The 22,068-nt window shown below is 63.8% G+C and carries 20 protein-coding genes and 1 other RNA gene; 10 read left to right on the plus strand and 11 right to left on the minus strand.

The genetic code is table 11. The features are described from left to right. Positions 1 to 14: 14 nt before the first annotated feature. The 8 genes from FNJ47_RS18610 to FNJ47_RS18645 all read right to left on the minus strand — a co-directional run bounded on the left by FNJ47_RS18610 (position 15) and on the right by FNJ47_RS18645 (position 6,413). Positions 15 to 527: a dihydrofolate reductase gene (locus FNJ47_RS18610; RefSeq protein ID WP_163155591.1), complete on the minus strand. Its 513-nt coding sequence runs from the start codon at positions 525 to 527 to the stop codon at positions 15 to 17. Next, a complete protein-coding gene (locus FNJ47_RS18615) occupies positions 527 to 1,012 on the minus strand; it encodes a GNAT family N-acetyltransferase (protein WP_163155593.1) in 486 nt (161 codons plus the stop codon). The genes FNJ47_RS18610 and FNJ47_RS18615 overlap by 1 nt, the downstream gene beginning before the upstream one ends. Further along, a complete protein-coding gene (locus FNJ47_RS18620) occupies positions 1,012 to 1,806 on the minus strand; it encodes a thymidylate synthase (RefSeq protein WP_163155595.1) in 795 nt (264 codons plus the stop codon). Before FNJ47_RS18620 ends, FNJ47_RS18615 begins: the two co-directional genes overlap by 1 nt. A gap of 186 nt (positions 1,807 to 1,992) precedes the next feature. Continuing rightward, on the minus strand, positions 1,993 to 2,973 hold the full coding sequence (locus tag FNJ47_RS18625; protein ID WP_163155597.1) for a tripartite tricarboxylate transporter substrate binding protein BugD: 981 nt from the start codon (positions 2,971 to 2,973) through the stop codon (positions 1,993 to 1,995). 133 nt (positions 2,974 to 3,106) lie between these two features. Then, positions 3,107 to 4,669, minus strand: coding sequence for a tripartite tricarboxylate transporter permease (locus tag FNJ47_RS18630; RefSeq protein ID WP_163155599.1), 1,563 nt, complete (start codon positions 4,667 to 4,669; stop codon positions 3,107 to 3,109). A gap of 7 nt (positions 4,670 to 4,676) precedes the next feature. Then, the gene (locus FNJ47_RS18635; RefSeq protein WP_163155601.1) at positions 4,677 to 5,177 is read right to left on the minus strand and encodes a tripartite tricarboxylate transporter TctB family protein; all 501 of its coding nucleotides are present in this window, start codon (positions 5,175 to 5,177) and stop codon (positions 4,677 to 4,679) included. 94 nt (positions 5,178 to 5,271) lie between these two features. Beyond that, positions 5,272 to 5,805, minus strand: coding sequence for a chromate transporter (locus tag FNJ47_RS18640; RefSeq protein ID WP_163155603.1), 534 nt, complete (start codon positions 5,803 to 5,805; stop codon positions 5,272 to 5,274). Continuing rightward, the gene (locus FNJ47_RS18645; protein ID WP_163155605.1) at positions 5,802 to 6,413 is read right to left on the minus strand and encodes a chromate transporter; all 612 of its coding nucleotides are present in this window, start codon (positions 6,411 to 6,413) and stop codon (positions 5,802 to 5,804) included. The genes FNJ47_RS18640 and FNJ47_RS18645 overlap by 4 nt, the downstream gene beginning before the upstream one ends. 77 nt (positions 6,414 to 6,490) lie before the next feature. Here FNJ47_RS18645 and ssrA point away from each other — a divergent pair. The 6 genes from ssrA (at position 6,491) to FNJ47_RS18675 (ending at position 10,253) form a co-directional block, all read left to right on the plus strand. Further along, positions 6,491 to 6,846: a transfer-messenger RNA gene (ssrA, locus tag FNJ47_RS18650) on the plus strand. Between the two features lie 145 nt (positions 6,847 to 6,991). Then, positions 6,992 to 7,513 carry an SspB family protein gene (locus tag FNJ47_RS18655; protein WP_163155607.1) on the plus strand — a complete coding sequence of 174 codons (522 nt, stop codon included), beginning with the start codon at positions 6,992 to 6,994 and terminating at the stop codon, positions 7,511 to 7,513. Positions 7,514 to 7,690: 177 nt separating this feature from the next. Then, a complete protein-coding gene (gene fumC, locus FNJ47_RS18660) occupies positions 7,691 to 9,106 on the plus strand; it encodes a class II fumarate hydratase (RefSeq protein WP_163155609.1) in 1,416 nt (471 codons plus the stop codon). Positions 9,107 to 9,382: 276 nt separating this feature from the next. Then, the gene (locus FNJ47_RS18665) at positions 9,383 to 9,571 is read left to right on the plus strand and encodes a DUF4169 family protein (protein ID WP_163155611.1); all 189 of its coding nucleotides are present in this window, start codon (positions 9,383 to 9,385) and stop codon (positions 9,569 to 9,571) included. Continuing rightward, entirely contained in the window at positions 9,568 to 9,843 is a 276-nt protein-coding gene (locus FNJ47_RS18670; protein WP_163155613.1) for a ribbon-helix-helix domain-containing protein, read from the plus strand. Before FNJ47_RS18665 ends, FNJ47_RS18670 begins: the two co-directional genes overlap by 4 nt. A 56-nt stretch (positions 9,844 to 9,899) precedes the next feature. Continuing rightward, positions 9,900 to 10,253: a VOC family protein gene (locus tag FNJ47_RS18675; RefSeq protein ID WP_163155615.1), complete on the plus strand. Its 354-nt coding sequence runs from the start codon at positions 9,900 to 9,902 to the stop codon at positions 10,251 to 10,253. 106 nt (positions 10,254 to 10,359) lie between these two features. Here the strand turns inward: FNJ47_RS18675 and FNJ47_RS18680 are convergent, their stop codons facing one another. Together FNJ47_RS18680 and FNJ47_RS18685 are read right to left on the minus strand one after the other, a co-directional pair. Then, positions 10,360 to 14,082 (minus strand): AsmA family protein, encoded by a 3,723-nt coding sequence (locus tag FNJ47_RS18680; RefSeq protein WP_163155617.1) that lies wholly within the window; start codon positions 14,080 to 14,082, stop codon positions 10,360 to 10,362. Between the two features lie 200 nt (positions 14,083 to 14,282). After that, positions 14,283 to 15,515 (minus strand): cytochrome P450, encoded by a 1,233-nt coding sequence (locus FNJ47_RS18685; RefSeq protein ID WP_163155619.1) that lies wholly within the window; start codon positions 15,513 to 15,515, stop codon positions 14,283 to 14,285. Positions 15,516 to 15,672: 157 nt separating this feature from the next. On the opposite strand from FNJ47_RS18685, the gene FNJ47_RS18690 reads away from it, so the two are divergent. Further along, positions 15,673 to 16,287: a TetR/AcrR family transcriptional regulator gene (locus FNJ47_RS18690; RefSeq protein ID WP_163155621.1), complete on the plus strand. Its 615-nt coding sequence runs from the start codon at positions 15,673 to 15,675 to the stop codon at positions 16,285 to 16,287. A 104-nt stretch (positions 16,288 to 16,391) separates the two neighbouring features. Here the strand turns inward: FNJ47_RS18690 and FNJ47_RS18695 are convergent, their stop codons facing one another. Beyond that, a complete protein-coding gene (locus tag FNJ47_RS18695) occupies positions 16,392 to 17,684 on the minus strand; it encodes an MFS transporter (protein ID WP_163155623.1) in 1,293 nt (430 codons plus the stop codon). Between the two features lie 703 nt (positions 17,685 to 18,387). Here FNJ47_RS18695 and FNJ47_RS18700 point away from each other — a divergent pair. The 3 genes from FNJ47_RS18700 to FNJ47_RS18710 all read left to right on the plus strand — a co-directional run. Then, positions 18,388 to 20,157 carry an adenylate/guanylate cyclase domain-containing protein gene (locus tag FNJ47_RS18700; protein WP_283811258.1) on the plus strand — a complete coding sequence of 590 codons (1,770 nt, stop codon included), beginning with the start codon at positions 18,388 to 18,390 and terminating at the stop codon, positions 20,155 to 20,157. Between the two features lie 43 nt (positions 20,158 to 20,200). Further along, a complete protein-coding gene (locus FNJ47_RS18705; protein WP_163155627.1) occupies positions 20,201 to 21,091 on the plus strand; it encodes a phosphatase PAP2 family protein in 891 nt (296 codons plus the stop codon). Next, on the plus strand, positions 21,088 to 22,068 hold a 981-nt coding region (locus tag FNJ47_RS18710), incomplete at its 3' end, for an A4/G1 family peptidase (protein ID WP_163155629.1). The genes FNJ47_RS18705 and FNJ47_RS18710, both read left to right, overlap by 4 nt.

Raw genomic sequence — 22,068 nt, forward strand, 5'->3', positions numbered from 1 at the left:
AATGCAAACATTGGTTAACCCCGGTCGCGCCGACGATATGTCACATAGGAGAAGTCGACGCTGTCATCCGGACCTGCCGGATTTCGCACACGCGCCACCTCCTCCCACGCCTTCGTATCGATTTTGTCGAACCGCGTATCGCCGTCCGGCCGGGCGTGAACCTCGGTGATCTCCAGCCGATCGGCGATGCCCATCCACTGCGCATAGATTTCCGCACCACCGATGATTGCAATCTCAGTGGCGAAACGCCGCAGCGCATCACCAAGCGCAATGGCATGCGCGGTCTCGAACGAATTGGTGACGACGGCGCCGCGCGCACGGTAGTTCACATCGCGCGTCACCACGATGTTGGTACGTCCCGGCAGCGGCCTGGGCAGGGATTCGAAGGTCTTGCGCCCCATCACGACGGGCTTGTTCAGCGTGATCGCCTTGAGGCGTCGCAGATCGGATTTTAGCCGCCACGGAATGGCGTTGTCCTTCCCGATCACGCCGTTCTCGGCGACCGCAACGACGAGCACGATCTCCATCAACGCGCCCCTTCCGCGAGCGCCGACAGCGCCTCGCCGGAGACGCGGCAGATCGTCCATTCGTCCATCATCTCGGCGCCGAGCGATTTGTAGAATGCAATCGACGGCGCGTTCCAGTCGAGCACCGCCCATTGCAGCCGCGACCAGCCATTGGCGAGGCATTGCTTTGCCAGATCCACCAGCAGCGCCTTGCCGATGCCCTTGCCGCGCAGGGCCGGACGCACGAAGAGATCTTCGAGATAGATGCCGTGACGGCCGGCGAAGGTCGAGAAATTGACGAACCAGACCGCGAAGCCGGCGGGCTCGCCGTTCCATTCCGCGATGTCGCAAAAGAGCCGCGGGTTGGCACCGAACAGCGCTTCGGCGATATCGGCCTCGCTGGCGTGGACTTCGTGCAGGAGCTTTTCGTATTCGGCGAGCTCGCGGACCAGCGAGAACACCAGTCCGGCCTCATCGGGCCGCGCGCGGCGGATATTCAGCGACATCAGACTGCGACTTCGGCCTTGATGTGCGGATGCGGGTCGTAACCTTCGAGTTTGAAGTCTTCGTAACGGAACGCGAAGATTTCCTTCACATCAGGGTTGATCGCCATCGTCGGCAGCGGCAGCGTCGGACGCGTCAACTGCAGGCGCGCCTGCTCGAGATGGTTCGAGTAGAGATGCGCGTCACCGAGCGAGTGCACGAAATCGCCGGGCTTCAGCCCCGTCACCTGCGCCACCATCATGGTCAGCAGTGCGTAGGAGGCGATGTTGAAGGGCACGCCGAGGAAGACGTCGGCGGAGCGCTGATAGAGCTGGCAGGACAATTTGCCGTTGGCGACATAGAACTGGAACAGGCAGTGGCACGGCGGCAGCGCCATCTTGTCGACCTCGGCCGGATTCCAGGCGCTGACGATCAGCCGCCGCGAGTCCGGGTTGCGCTTGATCATGTCGATTACATTCGCAATCTGGTCGATGCTGCGGCCATCGGGCGCCGGCCATGAGCGCCATTGCGAACCGTAGACCGGGCCGAGATCGCCGTTGGCGTCGGCCCATTCGTCCCAGATCGTGACGCCGTTGTCGTTGAGATATTTGATGTTGGTGTCACCGGCGAGGAACCAGAGCAGTTCGTGGACGATCGCCTTCAGCGGCAGGCGCTTGGTGGTCAGCATCGGGAAGCCGGCCGAGAGGTTGAAGCGCATCTGATGGCCGAAGATCGACAGCGTGCCGGTGCCGGTGCGGTCGTGCTTCTCCGCGCCGTCGGCGAGGATGCGTTCGAGCAGGTCGTGATACTGGTTCATGACTGATTCTTGGCGTCTGTTTCGGGCTTCCGAGGGAGCGGCGAATGTAGCGGCCAAGACCGCTGGTCGACACGCCGATTCGGCTGAACGCACCGATTATACCCTGAAAAATGAACACTCCTGCGCCAAACGACAAGGGGCGGAACTCGCGTCCCGCCCCTCGCCTATCCACTTGATCGCGCTGGCTTAACTCGCTGGCTTCAGCACCGGCGTCCATTTCGCGATCTCGTTCTTGACGAGGGTCGCGAGCGCCTCCGGCGTGCGGTTGGCGGGCGCCGGGATCACGCTGCCGAGCTCGAGCAGGCGCTTGCGGACGTTCTCGTCGTCGAGCGCCTTGATCGCCGCAGCATTCAGCGTCGCGATGATGGCGGGCGAGGTTCCCTTCGGCGCGAACACCGCGTTCCAGGCCTGGGCCTGGAACGCCGGCAGGCCGGCCTCCGTTGTGGTCGGGACATTGGGGAGCGACGGATTGCGCTCGGGGGTCGCGACCGCATAGGCCTTGATGGTGCCGGCGTTGATCTGCGGCACCGCATTGACGATCTGGTCGCACATGTAGTCGACCTGGCCGGCGACCAGCGCGTTCATCGCCGGGCCGGTGCCGTTGAACGGTACGCCGACCGGCTTGACGTCGAGGATCGAGTTCAGGAGCTCGCAGGACGCGTGCGAGACCGAGCCGATGCCGGCATGCGCGGCGTTGACCTTCTCGGCATTGGCCTTCACGTAGGCGACGAATTCCTTCAAATCCTTCGGCGGGAAATCCTTGCGGGCGAGGATCAGGATCGGCGTGCCCGCGAGCAGCGCGACCGGCTCGAAATCCTTTTCCGGATGATACGCAAGCTTCGGGTAGAGCGGCACGGACGCCGCGTGCGTGCCCATGTGTCCGGTGATCAGGGTGTAGCCGTCATTGGCGGCGCGTGCGGCACGCGTCGTCGCCGTGGTGCCGCCGGCGCCGACCACGTTTTCGATGACGATGCTCTGTCCAAGCGTTTGCGCCATGTGCGCGGTGACGATGCGCGAGATGACGTCGGTCGGACCGCCGGCTGCGAACGGCACGATCATGGTGATGGTGCGCGTCGGATAATTTTGCGCAGACGCCGGCACGGCGAATGCGCCGAGCGCGGCAAATGCCGACAGGCATGCGCCCGCAAGCGAGCGAATGGACATCATCTCGATTCCTCCCGGGAACGTTTGACCAATAAAAATGCCGGCCAAATCGGCCGGCATTTTCATTTCACGAGACGACATCGAGTGTCGATTCGACTTCCGCCTGCGGCGCGCCGACGCAGGACGTAAAGAACACTCAGCCCTCGGACTCCACGAACACCTCGTCGCGCTTCGCGCGCAACGCCGGCAGCACCGCAAGCACCAGCAGGCCGGCCGCGATCGCCAGCAGCACCGCCGACAGCGGCCGCGATAGGAACACGCTCCAGTCGCCGCGCGAGATCAGGAGTGCGCGACGCAGGTTCTCCTCCATCAGCGGACCCAGCACCATGCCGAGCAGCAGCGGCGCCGGCTCGAAATCGTGCTTGATGAGCCAGTAGCCGACGAGGCCGAACGCGCCTGCGAGGACGACGTCGACCGGCGCGTTGTTCACCGAGTAGATGCCGATCGCGCAGAACACCACGATCGAGGGGAACATCAGCCGGTACGGCACGCGCAACAGACGAACCCAGATGCCGACCAGCGGCAGGTTGATGATGATCAGCATCAGATTGCCGATCCACATCGAGGCGATCATGCCCCAGACCAAATCGGGCTGCTTCTGCATCACCTGCGGGCCCGGCACGATGCCGTGAATGGTCATCGCGCCGACCATCAGCGCCATCACCGCGTTCGGCGGGATGCCGAGCGTGAGCAGCGGGATGAACGAGGTCTGCGCCGCGGCGTTGTTGGCGCTTTCCGGCGACGCAACGCCTTCGATCGCGCCGCGGCCGAACCGCGACGGATCTTTCGCCAGCTTCTTCTCGAGCGTATAGGCCGCGAACGAGGCGATCACGGCGCCGCCGCCCGGCAGAATGCCGAGGATCGAGCCGAGCACGGTGCCGCGCAGGATCGCAGGCGTGGAGTCCACCAGATCCTTTCTGGTCGGCATCAGGCCGGCGATCTTCTGCTGCACCAGATTGCGGTCCATCTCCGCGCCGTGGTCGAGGTTGCGGATGATCTCCGCGAAGCCGAACACGCCCATCGCCACGGTGGCGAAGCCAAGGCCGTCGGCAAGCTCGGGGACGTTAAAGGCCATGCGCGAGGCCCCGGTTTCGATGTCGGAGCCGACCATCGACAGCAACAGGCCCAATACGATCATCGCGATCGCCTTCAGCACCGAGCCCTTGGCGAGCACCACCGCGAAGATCAGACCGAGCACCATCAGCGAGAAATATTCGGCCGGGCCGAACGCCAGCGCGAGCTTGGTCAGCGGCGCGCCGAGCACGGCGATCAGCACGGTCGCGACGCAACCGGCGAAGAACGAGCCGATCGCCGCGATCGCCAGCGCCGGACCGGCGCGGCCCTGCTTGGCCATCTGGTGGCCGTCGAGCGCTGTCACCACCGAGGTCGCTTCTCCGGGAATATTGACCAGGATCGAGGTGGTCGAACCGCCGTACTGCGCACCGTAATAAATGCCGGCGAGCATGATCAACGCGCCGACCGGCGGCAGGCCGAAGGTGATCGGCAGCAGCATCGCGACGGTGGCAATGGTGCCGATACCGGGCAGCACGCCGACCAGCGTGCCGACCAGTGCGCCAATCAGGCACATGAGAATATTGATCGAAATCGGGACCGACAGGCCAAAGAGCCACGAGGGTGACCACCAGGTGATCTGAAACACCACACCGAAACCGTGGGCGAGATTGGCAAACAGTTCCATCACGCCCTCACTGGATCAGGAAACGCGGGAACATCGGCATCGGAAGTCCCAGCACATAAGGGAACAGCAGCGCGCAGCCGAGCGTCAGGCAGGCACCGACAATGATGGCTTCGATCCATTTGGTCTCGTGCGAGCCGAGTGCGGCGATCAGGAAGGCCGCAAAGGCGGAGACGACGAGGCCGAGCGGCCGGATCCCGACTGCGAAGAACACGATGGCCGCGGACACGAACAACGGGCCGCGCCAGGAATAGGCTGCGATATCCGGGCCGTCCTTGAGAACGCCCATCAGCGCAACGGCAGCGCCGAGCAACAGCAGCAGCACGGCAAACATGCGCGGCGCAGTTCCGGCGCCGAACGAAAATCCATGCATGCCCTGCAGATCGCTCGAGGCCCACAAGGCAAACAGCGCGACCGCCACCATGGCGAGCCCGCCGATGAAGTCCTGCGGACCGCGTACCCATTCCGGCAAGATCGATTTGACCGGCGCCTCGCTCGGCGTATCGCTCATGACTTCGCTTCCCCCGTCAGGGCTGTCCCGCCCGCTTTGATTGAATGGCTTGGCTTTGTGGTGCGTTGACCGAAAGCCTTGCTAGCGATTTTCGTCAGACAACGCCAGCAAAACCCAGGAGACCTCCGGCAAGCAACATCCACAAGGGATTGATCCGCGTCGCAAAAGCAAGCGCGGCTGCGACAATGGTGATCAGCACCGCGATCCAACTTTGGTCTGATGTCTGCGTCACGATCAGCCCGGAGGCGGCCATCAGACCGATCGACAGCGGAACCAATGCGGCTTGAATGATCGCCGGCCAGCGCGCGTCGCGCGAGCGATCGAGGAAGCGGCTTACATAATAAGCAAGCAGCGCAGTCGGTCCGCACATCGCAACCGTCGCGGCCAGCGCCCCGGCGACGCCTGCGACAGAATAGCCTATCAGCGTCACGATCAGCACGTTCGGCCCCGGCGAGAGCTGCGAGATCGCGAACACGTCGGCGAACTGCTTGTCGGTCAGCCAGTGATGCACGTCGACGGCGGCGCGATGCATTTCGGGGATCGCCGAATTGGCGCCGCCGACCGCAAACAGCGACATCAGGCCGAAGGTCCAGACCAGCGCCGCGACCGGGTTGGACTCCGAGCTCATGCCTTCACCATGCGGCGCGTCAGGATCGTGACCGCAAGGCTGAGCGGGATCGCCACCAGCAGCACGATCTGGAGCGGCCACCGGATCAGTCCGATCGCGACGAAGACCGCGGCCAGAATGACGAGGCCTGTGACATCACGCCGCTTCAGGAGCGGCATCATCATCTTGAGGACGACGGCGAACAGCAGCCCGACCGCGGCGCAGGCCACCCCTGCGAGGGTCCGGCGCAGGACGTCGATATCGCCGTAGCGGGCATACAGCGCGGCAAGGACGGTCGCGATCACCATCGGCGGCCCGACCAGCCCGGCGAAAGCCGCAAGTCCGCCGGCGACGCCGCGAAAGCGCGAGCCGAATACGACCGACAGGTTGACGATGTTCGGACCTGGCAGGAAATGGCACAGCGCGAAGGTCTCGTTGAACTCCTCCGCCGTCATCCAGCGGTGCTGCTCGACGATCGAGCGCCGGGCCCAGACCAGGACCCCGCCAAAGCCGGCCAGCGACATCTTGGCAAAGGCCAGGAACAGCTCGAGCAGGCCCGGCTGATGGGGCGGAGACGGTGCGGAGGCATCCGGCGCCGGGGCGGCAACCGGCGGGGATTCCGGGGGCATGGGCAAAATCTAGAACGGCGTCAGGACGCCAGCCAAGCCAAATTGGTGTGTTTTCACAGCTGAAAGGGCCTGAATCGGCTCTGTTTTTCTACGGCGTTGCCGCTATATTGGGGGTGCCGGTTCGCCGGCTATGGAAATAAATGGCCGTCGCAATAAACCATTCGGACCCGGGGGCGGTACCCGGCGCCTCCACCAGAACCCATCCTTCGCGGTGGCTTTCGGCGGGGGCGAAATAGGATCGACGAGGGCGTAAAGGGCGTGTTTTTTCTCGGTATGGTTCCGCCGTTATCGGGCTAATGCAATAGTTGCCAACGACAACTTTGCTCCGGTTGCTCAGGCTGCGTAACGCAGTTTGAAAGACCATCTTAAAGTCCTAACGGGTTAAGCTCCGTTAGGCGGGGTTCGGAGGCACCTGGCAACAGAAGCCTCCACTTTATTTCCGATCGGGCGTCCGCCCGCATTATCCGCTACCAGCCCTGCTGATTTCCGGCTCCCGGCGGGGTAGCATGGCCAAAAGGGCGAGTCGGACGGGTCCGACGACGCCGTGCCGGCCATTATTTCGAAGCGACAGGATCACCATGGCGACCGATCACATCCGATATGACGTGCTGGCGCGCGATGCGCTGCGCGGGGTGCTGCGCCGGGTGTTGTCCGACGCCGCCGAACATGGCTTGCCGGGTGAGCACCATTTCTACATCACCTTCCTGTCGCACGGCGACGGCGTGAAGCTGTCACCACGACTGCTCGCGCAATATCCGGAAGAGATGACCATCATCCTGCAGCACCAGTTCTGGGACCTGGTGGTGACCGAGGACCGGTTCGAGGTCGGCCTGTCGTTCGGCGGGGTTCCCGAGCGGCTGAATGTGCCGTTCGCCGCGGTGACGCGCTTCCTCGACCCGTCGGCGCCGTTCGATCTGCGGTTCGACGTCTCGGACGCGCTGTCCGAGGAAGCCCCTCCCGCCACCGCGCCGGCCTCTCCGCTTCCCGCACCGGCCGCCCGCGCCACGGTGGAGACCGAGACGGCCGAGACCGAGCAGGAGCCTGCAAAGCCCAGCGAAGGCGCCGAGGTCGTCCGGCTCGACCGCTTCCGCAAGAAGTAATCTAACACAGATCACTCCGCGACCTTGTAGGATGCTTGAGAGGTTCGGGATGACAGATCGTCATCCCGGACTATCTTCTGCATGAACGTGCTTCTTGCGCGGACGCTTTCGCGTTGTCGTGCCGGAAAGTCCGGCGCCATGCCGGTTCACGTTCTGACGACGCAACGGAGAGCATCCATGGCTCAATCGACGACACCATCCAACGCCGCCACCCGCAGCGAGACCGACAGCTTCGGTCCGATCGACGTCCCTGCCGATCGCTACTGGGGCGCGCAGACCGAACGCTCGCGGCAGAATTTCAAGATCGGCCACGACCGGATGCCGATCGCGATCATCCATGCACTCGGCGTCGTCAAGCTCGCGGCAGCAGAAACCAATCGCGAACTCGGCCAGCTCGATGCACGCCGCGCCGACGCCATCGTCAGCGCCGCCAGGGAAGTGATCGAAGGCAAGCTCGACGATCATTTTCCGCTCGTGGTCTGGCAGACCGGCTCCGGCACGCAGACCAACATGAACGTGAACGAGGTGATCGCCAATCGTGCCAACCAGATGCTCGGCGGCGAGCTCGGCGCCAAGCAGCCGATCCATCCGAACGATCATGTCAACATGAGCCAGTCGTCGAACGACTCGTTTCCGACCGCGATGCATATCGCAGCCGCAAGCCGCATCATCGCCGACCTGATCCCCTCGCTCACCGAGCTGCATCAGGCGCTGCACCAGAAGCAGGAGGCGTTTGCCAAGATCGTGAAGATCGGACGCACGCATACCCAGGACGCGACACCGCTGACGCTCGGCCAGGAATTCTCCGGCTACGCCGCGCAGGTCGAGAGCGGCATCGCGCGGCTGCACATTGCGGTGAAGGAGCTGTTTCCGCTCGCGCAGGGCGGCACCGCTGTCGGCACCGGCCTCAACTCGAAGCCGGAATTCGCGAGCGCTTTCGCCAGGCACGTTGCCGAGATCACCAAATTGCCGTTCACCAGCGCTACAAACAAGTTCGAGGCGCTGGCTTCCAACGATGCCTATGTGCTGGTGCACGGCGCGATCAATTCGGTGGCGACCGGCCTGTTCAAGATCGCCAACGACATTCGTTTCCTCGGATCCGGCCCGCGCTCGGGTCTCGGCGAACTGATCCTGCCGGAGAACGAGCCGGGCTCGTCGATCATGCCGGGCAAGGTCAACCCGACCCAATGCGAAGCCATGACCATGGTCTGCTGCCAGGTGTTCGGCAATCAGACCACGATCACCGTCGCCGGCAGCCAGGGCCATTTCGAGCTGAACGTGTACAAGCCCGTATTGGCATATTGTATGATAAATTCCATTCAGTTGCTGTCTGATGTCGTCCGCTCATTTACTGAGCATTGCGTTGTCGGCATACGCGCCGACGAAAAGCGCATCAACGAACTGATGCAACGCTCGCTGATGCTGGTGACCGCGCTCGCGCCGAAGATCGGTTACGACAACGCAGCCAAGGTCGCCAAGTCGGCGCACGCGCACGGAACGACGTTGAAGGAAGAGGCTTTGCGGCTTGGATTTGTGTCTGCGGATGAATTTGACCGCCTCGTGCAGCCGGACAAAATGACACACCCCGGCTGAGCGAGCGACGCGCAATGTCCGGATAATTACGGTCACCGTGCGTGATATAATTATGGATCATAACTCCTAAAGACTAAGGCGAGTTACCTATCAGCTCTGCGTTGGCGCATGGTACAGACGTCTAGTTTTCGCAGAGCGAAACGGATTCTTTGATGCTATCACGAGCATCAGATGGGGATTCGGGATGGATATCGAGCCGGGCGCGCAGCGCAATCGCTCTTGCTTTCGTCACGATGCATCACCAATTCTGCTCTGGGGACGATGAGGACGACGAGCATGGGCGACGTGGTCAACTTGAAACGATTCAAGAAGCGCGGTGAGCGCGAACAAGCAGCGAAGCAGGCCGAAGCCAATCGTGCGCTATTCGGTCGCACCAAATCCGAACGGGCGCGCGACGAATTTCTCGGCGAGCGCAGCGCTCGTCAGCTCGATCAGCATCGCATCGAAAGTGGAGACGCATCATGAAGTCTCCCGTCGTCAAGCGTTCGATCGTCGTCGCCGGACACAAGACCAGTGTCAGCCTGGAAGAAGCCTTCTGGAACGGCATGAAAGAGATTTCCGGTCTGCGGAACATGACGCTGTCGGAATTGGTCGGCGAGATCGACAACAACCGTCAGCAGGGCAATTTGTCCTCCGCGATCCGGTTGTTCGTGCTCGATTACTTCCGGTCGCGCGCGACGCCGGCCGTGCCGTCGGATGTCCGGCCGCAACAGGTCGACACGCGCCAGCAGGCCTGACAGCCCTCTCCGACCGTCGTTTCAAAAGACGGTCGTTCCGCCGCGCGGGCTTCAGCATGAAGGTCAATCGCATCGTCGCGAACGTTGCCGCATCAAACATGGCGGCAGCGAAGTCGTTCTATCAGGATATCCTCGGCCTCGCGCCGCTGATGGCGTTCGGTTGGGTTGCGACTTACGGCTCATCCGAAACGATGCAAGCTCAAATCAGCTTCGCATCCGAAGGCGGATCCGGTACGCCGGTGCCCGATCTCTCGATCGAGGTCGACGACCTCGACGAAGCGCTGCGCCGGATGAAGGCAGCGCGCATCGCGATCGAATACGGTCCGGCGGACGAGCCGTGGGGTGTGCGGCGCTTCTTCGTCCGCGATCCCTTCGGCCGGCTGATCAATATCCTCCAGCACCAATCCTGAGCTGAATTCTGGAGATCTGGTCCGATTGAATCGGACCAGATCTCCAGGTGCTTGCTTTGACGCGTTTTCTTGACGCGAACCGGTACCCACTTCGCTTGAAAACGCTTTAGTTCTGCATCGCCGGCCGCGGCGGCGGATTGGCGACCTGCGGCGTCAGCGACAGCGGCGGCCGCAGCGGCCGCGACCTGGCCGCGCCGGGCACCGGCTTGACCTCGATCGGTGGCGGCAGCGGCGCGACCTGCGGCTGGCTCGCAATCGGCGCAGGCGGCACGACGGCCGGCGCAGTGGCAACCGGCGGGACGATCGGCGGCCGTGGTGCCACGACCTTCGGCTTCGCCGGCACGCGGCGCGGATCGGGACCGGGCACCGGCAAGTTGGCGGAAGGCGCCCCCGCCGAATTTGAGTTGGACGCATCAGGCGCCGGCGCGGAGGGAGGCGGAACGGCCGCCGGGATCGGCGGTGGCGGCGGTTCACCGCGCTCGATCGCATCGAGCCGCTTGGTCTCCCGGTCGATCGCGCGCACTGCAAGCCACGACGACAACGCCGCAATGTCGATGCTGCGGGACAGCCCGTCGGGCGTGCCGATGGCAAGCAGCTGGATTTCCGGGCGGCTGCTGGCGGTGCCCACCTGCGTCGACGCCAGTGCGGCGCGGATGTCGGCCTGGTCGGCGGGAATGTCGTAGCCACCGGACACGATCGCGTTGGCGCCGTTGGCCGCGAGCGTGGTGGCGCCGACCCTGATGCGGCCGTCGCGGATGTTGAAGGGAATTTGCGCCGAAGCGACCGACAGCCCGCCGGCGGCGAGCGCCGGTTCGACGATCTGCTTCAGCCTGATGTCGTCGGTCGCCTGCCCGGAATCGCTGGCGCGGATCGCAACGTCGAACGCGCGCGGATCGAGGCCTGGAAGGTTCAGCCCCTCCAGCGTCACGGCGCCGCTGCCGGACAACGCGCCGATCAGCGCCGAGGCGCTGCGGCCCTGCGTCAACAACGTCATCTGCATCGAGGCCCTCGCCTTGGGCATCGCGAGACTGCGATAGCGCAACGCTGAACCGTCGACACCTGACAGCTGCACATTGGCGTTGAGCGCAAGTCCGTTGACGCCCTGTCGCGCATCGATCGAGGCCGTCGCCTCGCCGCCGCCGATCTTGCCCTTGATGCCGTCGAAGGTCAGCGACTGCCCGTCCGACCTGATGGTGCCGCTGACCGGCTGCAACTCGGCGCCGCCCGGCAGCAGACCGTGCAGCGCCTCGAACGTGACCTTGCCGCGCCACGCGCTTGTCAGCCCCTGGCCGAGCGGCTCCGTCGCATCACGACCAACCGCACCGATCGCAGCCGCGAAAATCGGCGCCAGCGTGATCTGGTCGAGGCCGACTTCGCCCTCGACGCTCTTCTGATCGGCAAGCGTCAGTGCGAGACGGCCGCGCAGACGCGACCCGGCGACGATGCTGTCGAGATCGTCGAAAGTCAGGCTGTCGCCCACCAGCGTCAACTTCGATGACAGGCGGATGTTTGCGGCCGGATCGGATGATTTGAGGTTGAGCAGCGGACTGATGTCGGCGCTGCGGACACGAAGGCTGACACTGGATTTGCTTTCGCTGCCGCCGTCCTTGATCCAAGGCTCGGCAGCGCCTTCCGCGTCCGCGTCGAGCCCCGCGCCCCACAGCCTCGCCTTCAGCCGCAGCGGCGCGTGCCATGCGCCGGTCACGGTACCCTCGAACTGCGTCGGGCCCGCACCGGCTGCGACCACGCGGTCAAGCCCGAGCAGCGCCAGCAACGCGTTGCCCTCGCCGGCCGAGAATTTCCCCTCCGCCGTAACCTCGCTGCGGCGAACTGCGTCGAAATCCAGCGTACGGATCGCGGCCACCTGCGGCGCCGCCGAGATCACTGTGTTGCCCTTGAGCTGCGGCGTGTCAAGATCGAGCGTCGCGCGCGCGCTGACGCGATCGGCGGCCTTTCCCTTCGCGAGATCGAGCGCAAGCCTGGCACGGACCGGGCCGGCGTCCGCGCGGAGCACGCCAAGCCGCGCGGCAAGTGCCGGCGCGAACGGCTGGACGACGGCGGTAAGCCGGCCGAGCGACGCGGCGGTCGCATCGACCGTGAGCTTGCCGGTCGAATTGGCGCGATCGAAACTGCCGCTGCCATCGAGCGTGACATTGTCGGACTGGCCGATCTTCACGCGCTCGAGCACGATGGTCTTCGGGCTGTAGGCGATCTTCGCCAGCAGCGGCCGCAATTCCTGCCCCGAGGAGATCGCGCGCCCAACGTCGAGCGACAGTAGCGCCTCGTCGGGCCATTCGGCTTGCGGGCCGGCCAGCGAGCGGATGAGGGCTGCGGTCGCGTCGAGATCGAGCCGCTCCGCCTTCAACTGGGCCTCGACCTTCGAGCCGTTCGCCGCCTCGCGATGCACGACGGCGACGCGGCCTTCGACCGTGCCGCTCTCGATCTCCGCCTTCATCGCGTCGATCGAAAAGCCTGACGGCGACACCGTGACGTCGCCGCGCAACCGCAACGGCTTCTGGCTGCGATAGGTGATGTCGCCGCGCCCTTGCAGCCAGGTCATCAAGGCATCCGGATCTGACGATTCGATGTTGAGCGCGGTCTTGAAGCTGTTCGAGGCGCCTGCCTGCGCGCTGGCGCCGCTCATCGAGACCCTCGTGGATCCCGGTGCGCGAAACTCCAGCCGGCGCACCGTCCATGATTTCGCATCCGATTGCAGCTCGGCCGAGATATCCTGCAGGGGACGGCCGCCGAGCATGATCTGCTCCGACGCCAGCTCCAGCTGTGCCGCAATCGGGCTTTGCGGCAGGCCCGACAGCACCGCACGCAGGGCCGGCAACACGCGCACCGGCTCGACATTGCCGTTATTGCTGTCCTTGGCGCTATCCTTGGCCGCGAACTTGTCGCCATCGAGCTGCCGGGCCGTGAGCGAGGCGCGCAGCAGCGGCGATGCGCCGAAGCGGAGATCGCCGTTGCCCGCGAGCTTCAATGCGCGGTCCTCGGCGCCATAGCTCACCTCGATTTGGTCGAGACGCGCCGCCGAGTAATCCGATTTCACCTTGGCTGCGATCCGCCAGGGCGGCACGTCGCTCCCGCCGCGCTGGCCAGGCGTGCCCGCCAGCGTCACGGTCCCCTCGAACCGCGGCGCGCGCGCCTCGAAGGTCAGGATGCCGTCGAGATCGGCGGACATCGGCCGCTGCCCGGGATCGATGTTGAAGTGCAGGCGGGTGCCGCTGCCATCGGCGCTTTGCCCCGACGAGATCCGAAACGGATAGCGGTTGCCCTCGAACATGAAATTGCCGTCACCGCGGACCGCGCCGGCCAGCGAGCGGACATCGCCGCTGAAGGCAATGTCGTTCAGTTCGAGCGTGCTGCGGCTCGCGGCATCATGCAGCGCGACACGGCCGGTCAGATTGAGACGATCGATCGCCAGCGAAGCCAGGTTGAAGGCCCCGCTCGACGGAGACCAGTCGATCCGGCCCTTCGGATCGAGCCCGAGATCGAGCGACAAGCCGTTGATGGTGAGCTCGTTCGCGCGCACCTCGCCGCGCATCAGCGAGCTCAGGTTGAACTCGACGTCGAGATTGGCGGCCCGGACCTTGCCGAGGTCGTTGGTGCCGCCGACGGTGACGGTTTTCAACCGCAGCGAGGGCGCAGGCAGCAGGCGCGCGTCGAGATTGCCGGCGACACGAACCGGCGTGCCGATGATCTTGGACGCCTCCGCCTCGAACTGCGGCCTGAACTGGTTCCAGTCAACGAAATACGGGCCGACCAGCGCAGCGACCAGTGCAAGAATGAAGGCAATTGCCAGGCCGAGCAGCGTCGTCTGCACGGTGTCTCCCTTTGAACCCGCTCCGCGGCAGCCTCCTTATGCTGAACCCTTTGCCAACCCTTGGCCGGAGCAACCCAAATATAGAGACAAGTATGGCGAAGTCACAGCGGCTTTACCGCTGCAACTTCGGGTTAGATGGTGAATTTCCCTTCAAGCGTGCGTGCGTCCGCCTCACCGCAGGCCACAGCCCCGCAGGAACGTCACCAGCTCGCAGGGAGCCGCTTCAGCCCGCGCAGCACGAAGGTCGGCCGCCACTCCGGATTTTCCGCGTCATCGAGCCGCAGGTCGGGGATCCGGCGCAGCAGCGTCGAGATCGCGATTTCGGCCTCGATCCGCGCCAGCTGGGCGCCGAGGCAGAAATGGATGCCGCCGCCGAACGACAGCGGCTTCACGTTCGGCCGCTGGATGTCGAGCTTCTCGGGATGGTCGGGATAGACCGCCGGATCGTGGTTGGCGGAGCCGAGCAGGCATAGCACGCTCTCGCCCTTCGGGATGCGCTTGCCGCCGAGATCCTCGATGTCCTCCAGCGCGACACGGCCGGTCATCTGCACCGAGGAATCGTAACGCAGGAACTCCTCGATCGCATTGGTGATCAGGCCGGGATTGGCCTTCAGCAGCGCGAGCTGGTCCGGATTGCGGAACAGCGCGAGCAGGCCGTTGCCGATCAGGTTGACGGTGGTCTCGTGGCCGGCACCGAACAGCAGGATGATGTTGCCGGTGAGCTCCTCATTGGTCAGCTTCTGGCCATCCTCTTCGGCCTGCACCAGCTGCGTGGTGAGGTCGTCGCCGGGCTGCTTGCGGCGCAGCTCGAACAGCTGATGGAAATACATCGCCGCCATCGCGTTGCCGGCATTGCCCTGCTTGATCTCTTCCGCCGAGAGCGGCACCGGCTCGAGCAGACGTCCCCCGTCACGCGAGCCGGTGTAGAAAGCCTCGCGATGCTCCTCGGGAATGCCGAGCATGTCGCAGATGATCGTCACTGGCAGACGGAACGCGAAGTCCTCGATCAGGTCCATCCGCCCTTGCGGAATGATGCGGTCGAGCGTCTCGTCGACCACGTGCTGGATGCGCGGACGCATATCCTCGACGCGGCGCGCGGTGAACGCCTTGACGACGAGGCCGCGCAAACGGGTGTGATCCGGCGGATCCTGCTGCAGCATCCAATGGCTCATGCTGCGGATGACCGGCTCATCCATGATCTTGGGGCCGTAGCGGCGGATCGTGCGCTCGACATAGTCCTTGCCGAAGCGCTTGTCGCGCAGCACGAGGCTCGCCTCGGCGTGGCGGCTGGCGACGAAGGCGCCGTGCGCGTTCACATGCATCGGATCGAGGCGGCGCAGCCGCTCGTAATGCGGATAGGGATTGCGAATGAATTCAGGGGCCAGCGGATTGAAAAGCGGATCGCCGTTCGCCGGCTGAACTTGCTCGTTCATGGTGACCTCGTTCGCTCGCTGCACCGGTGCTTAAGACCTTGGCGCGCCTTGGTGTCATCCTCAAGACCGCACCATCACGGATGCGGCGGTTCTGGTTCTGTCGAATGCAATTGGATACACTGTTGTATCGAGTTGCATTCTGCCCTAAAATGCGCCGATGTCAAGGGTTCGAACCAGACCGACACGGGACGACACCTGCGAGAAGCTGTTCGAGGCAGCGGCGCGGGTGTTCGAGGAACAGGGCATCGGCGGCGCCAGCATCGAGGCGATCGCCGCCGCGGCGGGCTTCACGCGCGGCGCCTTCTACTCGAACTTCAAGAGCAAGGACGAGCTGATCTTCGCGATGCTCGAGGATCACGTCGAGCAATCGATCCGGCGATGTCTCGACTTGCTGGCCCAACACCAGAACCTTGCCGATTTCATCGAGGCACTCCGGACCATGGATCGCAGGCGGCAAGATCCGCTCGGCCGCTCACCGCTCCTGCACATGGAGATGATCCTGTTCGTCGCACGCGCGGAAAAGCGGCGGCCTGAACTGGCAAAACGGCTGCGCGCGCGGCGTAAGCTGATCACGGACATCGTCGCGACGACAGGGAAGAACGGCGGCCGGAGCGGCGCGCTCAACCCGGAATGGACCGGTGCCGTCGTGCTGGCGCTCGAAGACGGCTTCCGCCTGCACCGCCTGATCGATCCGGAGACCACGCCGGCAGACAGCTTCCTGCGCGCCATCACCGACTTGCAGCGCGCGATCGGCGTCTCCTCCGCCCGCTAGAGCGTTTTCGAGCGAAGTGGCTACCGGTTCGCGTGAAGAAAACGCGTCAAACGAGAATCTAGAGCCCCCGTTCCGATTCCATCGGAACGGAAAGGGCTCTAGGCTCACGCCGCGCTTGCGATCTTGTGCATCTGTCCGGCGACGGCGCGGACCCTGCGGGGCGAAGCCTGCCAGATCGCGAACGCCGACAGCAGGCTGACGGCAATCCCGAGCAGGAAGGCGCTCGTATAGCTGCCCGAGAGGTCATAGAGCTGGCCGGTGATCCAGGGGCCGGCCGCTCCGCCGGCGAGCGCCGCCAGCATCACGGTGCCGAAGATGCTGCCGTAATGCCTGCCCTGGAAGATCTCCAGCACCACCGGTCCCATCACGGACGTCAGGCCGTAGCCGAGCGCGCCCTGCGTGAAGACCATGAGATAGATCAGCGCCATGCTCGGCCAGTACTTCAGCGCGGCCAGCGCGGCGAAGCAGATCACGAAGCCGAAGCAGGAGATCGCCCACACCCATTCACGGCCGATGCGATCGGAGAGATGCCCGAGCCAGATCTGGCCGGGAATGCCGAGCAGGCTGACGACGCCAAGCGCCCAGACGCCGACATTGGAGCTGAAGCCGATGTCGAGCAGGAATTTGGTCTGATGCACCTGGACGGCGTACCAGATGTACAGGCCGCAGAAATAGCCGATCGCGATCCACCAGAACCGCGCGGTGCGCAGCGCACGCGACAGCGTCCAGTCGGTGCCGACCCAGACCGGGTCGACGACGTTCGATACCGGCTTGGCCGACGTCGCCGTCGGTGCCGCGTCGCCGTCCGGCTGCAGGCCGATGTCCTCCGGACGCTTGTGCAGCAGCAAATTGATCGGCGCGAGCACGACGAGCACCACGATCCCCATTGCCGTGCACGCGGTGCGCCAGCCGGTGTGCTCGATCATGTGCTGCACCCATGGCAGCAGCGTCACCGAACCGATGCCGACGCCGGCAAAGGCGAGCCCGATCGCAAGTCCGCGGCTGCGGATGAACCAGTTCGGCACGAACAGCGACTGGCCGGAATAGCCGAGACAGACGCTGCCGGAGCCGACCAGCACACCGATGGTGAGATAGAGATGCCAGGGTTGGGTGGTCAGCGGCGCCAGCAGCAGGCCCGAGGCCATCAGCAGCACGCCAAGCTCCATCACCGCGCGCGGACCGCGGCGGTCCATCAACCGTCCGATCAGCGGGCTCGCGATCGCGGAGGCGACAAAGCCGAACGAGAATGCGCCCGCCGTGACGCCGCGCTCCCAGCCGAACTCGGAGATGATCGGCGGATAGAACAGCGAGAATGCCGTGCGCGCATTGACGCCGATGGCCATGGTGACGAACGTCACCGCGACGATGATCCAGCCGTAGAAGAAGGGAAGTCGCATGGGGGTCTTCGTTGCCAGGGTCAGAGGACGAATACTTGTTTCAGCCCGTGCCGCTGACGGTCAAGTCCCATGGACCGGCAAGGTGGCTTCCAGGGCGGTTATTCCACCAGCCCGCGTCAATTCGCTCAATCAACAGTCCAAACTGTGTGAAGCAATTCATAGACAGTCAGGCTTGGCGCGGCAAACTCGCGCGCGATGTCGAAGCCCTCAGCCATGTCAGCTGATCTTCCGTTGCCTGCGGACATTCCGAGCACGTTCGATCGGACGACTGGCGGCACCGGAGACAACGATGACGATCGCTCCAGCGGTAGCACCGCGCGCCCGGCCAAACTCGCCCACGATCGGCGGCGAGACGGCAGAATGCCGTTACATGCATTGACGCAGATCAATGGTGACGAGTTTTCGCCGCGAGATGATCCAGCCATGAAGTCAAGGGGCGCATTTGCGTTGCATGCGCAAGGCGCGAATACCTGCCTGGCCTGCACCGTGCCATCAGTTGGGAGTATCGCGATTGCGCTTCCACGAGCACTCCCTCAGAAGTTGCAAACACTATACTGTACCAGCCCACTCGGTTGGCACACCTCGGGACGAAGCCTTCCTTTATGATCTTGATGACGATATTCTTTTCGCATTGGCGTCCTGTTGCTTGTGCCGGATTTTAGTCGCGTATCAGTAAAAATTTCACAGAAGTATCAATAATATGATGACCCCATCGGTCCCGGAAGTTCGCCGACGTCTCGCGGCAATCCTTGCGGCAGACGTGGTCGGATATACGCGCTTGATGGAGGCGCATGAGGAAAACACCCATACCCGGCTGATGCAGTTGCGCTCGGAAATCCTCACCCCGGGCGTCACGGCGCAGAACGGAAGGATCGTCAAGAATACCGGCGACGGCTTCCTTGCAACATTCGATACCGCGCGCGATGCAACGCGATGTGCCCTCTCGCTGCAAGAAGCTCTAGCCTTGAATACAGCCGCAATGCCGGCTGACGAGCGCATCAGCTTTCGCATCGGGCTGAATGCCGCGGACATCATCGTTGAAGAAGATGACGTCTATGGCGAGGGCGTGAACATCGCGGCGCGGCTTCAGAACTATGCGCAAGCGGGCGGCGTCGTGATGTCAGGCGCCGTTGCCGAGCAGATCGGCAAGGACCTGGACGTCAGCGTGATCGACCTCGGCGATCTGCATCTTCGCAACATGGGTCGGCCTGTCCGTGTGTATGCGCTCCACCGTTCCATGCAGCCCGCGAAGCTTGTTGGCGAAGCCCCGGTGGGCTCGGAACCTCGCCCCTCGATTGCCGTCCTGCCGTTCCGAATGAACCTCGCCACTCCGGAAGAGGGTTATTTCGCCGATGGCGTGGTTGACGACATCATCCGCGGCCTTGCCGGGCTCAAGGAGCTTTTTGTCGTATCACGCGGGTCCAGCCTCGGCTTCAGCGGCCGCAACGTCGACGTGCGCGAGATCGGGCGTCGGCTCGGGGTTCGTTATGTCCTTTATGGCGGCATCCAAAGGACAATGACCTCGGTCCGTATCGTGACCGAGCTCAGTGACGCCGAGTCGGGCGAAGTCATTCGATCGGATTTGCACGAAGGCGACCTTCGCGAACTCTTTGCGCTTCAGGATCGGATCGCCATCAACGTCGTAAGACAAATCGCGCCGCAGGTTCGCGAGCGTGAGCTGATGAGATCAATGCGCAAGCATCCGCAGAACCTGACCGCCTACGATCTCGTCCTGCAGGCGCTCGATTTGCTGTACCGGATGGACTACGACTCGTTTTCGAGGGCGCGGGGCCTGCTCGAGCAAGCCATTTCACACGACCCTAATTTTGCGTTGGCCTATTCCTACGTCGCGTTGTGGTACGTATTCCGGATCGGCGAAATCGGATCGCCGGATCCTGAGGGCGACGTCATCGCCGGTGCCAGATATGCCAAGGAGGCGATCGATCGAGGCGGTGACGATGCATTCGCGCTGGCGGTGTATGGTCACGTCCAGTCATTTCTGCTGCATGACTTTCAAAGCGCAAGGATAGCCCTCGACCGCGCGATCGCCGCCGGCCCGAGTTCAGCGATGGCCTGGACAATGGCGAGCGCGACATCCGGCTTTCTCGGTGATGGCCCTGCCGCCCTGCGCCAGGGTGAGCAGGGCGTCCGGCTCTCGCCGCTCGACGCGCGCTCGTTCTGGCACGAGGGATTGTTCGGCCAGGCTCACTACGTGAACGGCGACTACGAGCAGGCGCTGGAGTGGGTGCGGGGCGCATTGAACCGCAACGGACTTATTCGCTTCAATCATCGCCTGCACATCGTCACGCTCGGTGCCCTGGGCCGTCGTGAAGAAGCGGCGGAAGCGGCGCGCCGCTATCTGGAAATTCAACCCGGATTCCGCATTTCGTCCTACGCCCCGCGCTGCCCGTTTCGTGACGATGCATTGGAAACCTGGCTCGGCCATCTGCGATCGGCGGGGCTTCCTGATTGACCGGTATTGCTGACGACAACTGCCGAAAGAGGGAGAGACGTCAATGACAGGCAACACGGGTAACACAGGCAATACCGGAAACACCGGCAATACCGGCAACACCGGAAACACCGGCAACGTCGGAGGGGGTGGTTGGTTTATTTCAGACCGGGTTGATTTGCCGTTCGTCACGAGGCTCGACCCATCCGGTACCAACGAGCTTGGCAGCCTGCGGCGGACGCCGCCGCTGCATTTCGGCAGCCGGCAATGGTCCGCGGACTGGTATGCGTGGCGTGTCCTGCATCAGTTCATCGCCAACGTCCCCGGCTGGGCAGCGACCATCGACGCTGACGCCCCCCTCACCCAGATTCGGACCGACCTGGTCACCAACTATGCCGCCCAGATCGACAACCTTGTGCTCGCCGCGCGGGATGAGCGGCCGGATGCCATGGGCCTGATCCTGTCGCAGGACGCTGAATTCTTCACGGATTTTCTGGCTGTGCTGACCGCCAGGCCCGGCTCGCACACGCAAACCTGGCGCCTGTTGAACATCGCGAGTTTGATTGGGTCCTTTGCCGCATTGTATTTCAAGGACAAGTACGATTTGCCTCGGCCCTCGCAGATTTGCCCCGCCCTGCTGCCGCCGATCCAGGTCCCCGGCCACGCGTCCTGGCCGAGCGGGCATTCCACCCAGGCGCATTTCATGAAGAACTGCATGCTCAGGGTGTTCGCCGCAACGGCGATGTCCGCCGCCGACCAGGCCGTATGGAAATCCGACCTGTCGATTCTGGCGGATTCGATCGCCCGAAACCGCGAGATTGCCGGTGTGCATTATCCGAAGGATTCGGAAGCCGGCGCCAGAATTGCCGATTTGCTGGACACCGTCATTCTGACAGCAAACGTCGTGCCGATGTTTGACAGCGCAATCGCTGCTGCCGCGGGCGAATGGCAATGAGCACCCGGGATGGGCGGAGCCCCGCATACGACACCGAAGGCCTCAAGCAGGCCATTGAGAATTCGACGACCAGCGTACTTCCCCCCACCGGATTTCGCGCCTTGGTGGCGTCGCAGGACGAGTTGAAGGCGCTCGGTTTTCCGAGACGCCCGGATCCGGTGCTTCAGCCGGCCGAGTATGCATTCTGGCAGAAGATGTTTAGTCCGACGGTGGCGTTCGAGGCGTTCGATATCCGCGTGCTTTCCCCGGTCACGGCGGGCCTGCGCCGATCGTTCAACCAATCGCCGCGGCGGGAAAGCAGCCTCAACTGGTCCGGTGCCTACATCACACCGAGGGATGGCACCGTCTTCTCGTCGGTCTGGGGAAAGTTTCAGGTGCCGACGCCAACGCAGCCGGCGAACGGCCGCGCCAGCGAGACATATCACAGTTCGACCTGGATCGGCTTTGACGGACAACGTCGGTACTACAGATCGACGCTGCCGCAAATTGGTACCGCGCAGAACATTGATCCTGGCACGGGCGCGGGCAATCCGACGACGTCGTTCTTTGCGTGGTGGCAATGGTGGGTAAGGGGCGACCCGGCCCAGTCGCATCCCATCACGCTTGTGTCGCCGAAGATCCATGCCGGCGATCTGATCATGTGCCTCATGCACGTCGCGCCGGATCGCACCGGCGTGTCGTTCGTGATCACGAATCTGACGACCAGTCGGTCCGTGCAGTTCTTTCAAACCGCACCGCTGACCGGTCTGGGGCAACCCTTCAACATTCCCGGCGCAACCGCGGAATGGGTGATGGAGAGGTCGGCCGCCCCAGGAAATCCAACCCCGCTGCAGCTCCCGGACTACGGTACGGTGGTCTTCCACGATTGCGGCGCGACGTGCATGAGGCACATGATCAGATCGCCGGCATGGATCTTCGGCGACACAAGCGTGATGGGATGCGACTGGGCCGGGTCGCCCCTTACCCACCATTGCCAC

Source organism: Bradyrhizobium uaiense, assembly GCF_010811875.1.
GTDB lineage: Bacteria > Pseudomonadota > Alphaproteobacteria > Rhizobiales > Xanthobacteraceae > Bradyrhizobium > Bradyrhizobium uaiense.

Excerpts from the sequence above, each read along its gene's own strand:
- FNJ47_RS18670 (WP_163155613.1), top strand. The coding sequence starts at position 9,568 with ATGAAGTCTCCCGTCGTCAAGCGTTCGATCGTCGTCGCCGGACACAAG.
- FNJ47_RS18625 (WP_163155597.1), bottom strand. The coding sequence starts at position 2,973 with ATGATGTCCATTCGCTCGCTTGCGGGCGCATGCCTGTCGGCATTTGCC.
- FNJ47_RS18695 (WP_163155623.1), bottom strand. The coding sequence starts at position 17,684 with ATGCGACTTCCCTTCTTCTACGGCTGGATCATCGTCGCGGTGACGTTC.
- FNJ47_RS18640 (WP_163155603.1), bottom strand. The coding sequence starts at position 5,805 with ATGAGCTCGGAGTCCAACCCGGTCGCGGCGCTGGTCTGGACCTTCGGC.
- FNJ47_RS18615 (WP_163155593.1), bottom strand. The coding sequence starts at position 1,012 with ATGTCGCTGAATATCCGCCGCGCGCGGCCCGATGAGGCCGGACTGGTG.
- FNJ47_RS18665 (WP_163155611.1), top strand. The coding sequence starts at position 9,383 with ATGGGCGACGTGGTCAACTTGAAACGATTCAAGAAGCGCGGTGAGCGC.
- FNJ47_RS18635 (WP_163155601.1), bottom strand. The coding sequence starts at position 5,177 with ATGAGCGATACGCCGAGCGAGGCGCCGGTCAAATCGATCTTGCCGGAA.
- FNJ47_RS18705 (WP_163155627.1), top strand. The coding sequence starts at position 20,201 with ATGACAGGCAACACGGGTAACACAGGCAATACCGGAAACACCGGCAAT.
- FNJ47_RS18620 (WP_163155595.1), bottom strand. The coding sequence starts at position 1,806 with ATGAACCAGTATCACGACCTGCTCGAACGCATCCTCGCCGACGGCGCG.
- FNJ47_RS18685 (WP_163155619.1), bottom strand. The coding sequence starts at position 15,515 with ATGAACGAGCAAGTTCAGCCGGCGAACGGCGATCCGCTTTTCAATCCG.
- FNJ47_RS18645 (WP_163155605.1), bottom strand. The coding sequence starts at position 6,413 with ATGCCCCCGGAATCCCCGCCGGTTGCCGCCCCGGCGCCGGATGCCTCC.
- FNJ47_RS18610 (WP_163155591.1), bottom strand. The coding sequence starts at position 527 with ATGGAGATCGTGCTCGTCGTTGCGGTCGCCGAGAACGGCGTGATCGGG.
- FNJ47_RS18630 (WP_163155599.1), bottom strand. The coding sequence starts at position 4,669 with ATGGAACTGTTTGCCAATCTCGCCCACGGTTTCGGTGTGGTGTTTCAG.
- FNJ47_RS18690 (WP_163155621.1), top strand. The coding sequence starts at position 15,673 with ATGTCAAGGGTTCGAACCAGACCGACACGGGACGACACCTGCGAGAAG.
- fumC (WP_163155609.1), top strand. The coding sequence starts at position 7,691 with ATGGCTCAATCGACGACACCATCCAACGCCGCCACCCGCAGCGAGACC.
- FNJ47_RS18655 (WP_163155607.1), top strand. The coding sequence starts at position 6,992 with ATGGCGACCGATCACATCCGATATGACGTGCTGGCGCGCGATGCGCTG.
- FNJ47_RS18700 (WP_283811258.1), top strand. The coding sequence starts at position 18,388 with ATGACCCCATCGGTCCCGGAAGTTCGCCGACGTCTCGCGGCAATCCTT.
- FNJ47_RS18675 (WP_163155615.1), top strand. The coding sequence starts at position 9,900 with ATGAAGGTCAATCGCATCGTCGCGAACGTTGCCGCATCAAACATGGCG.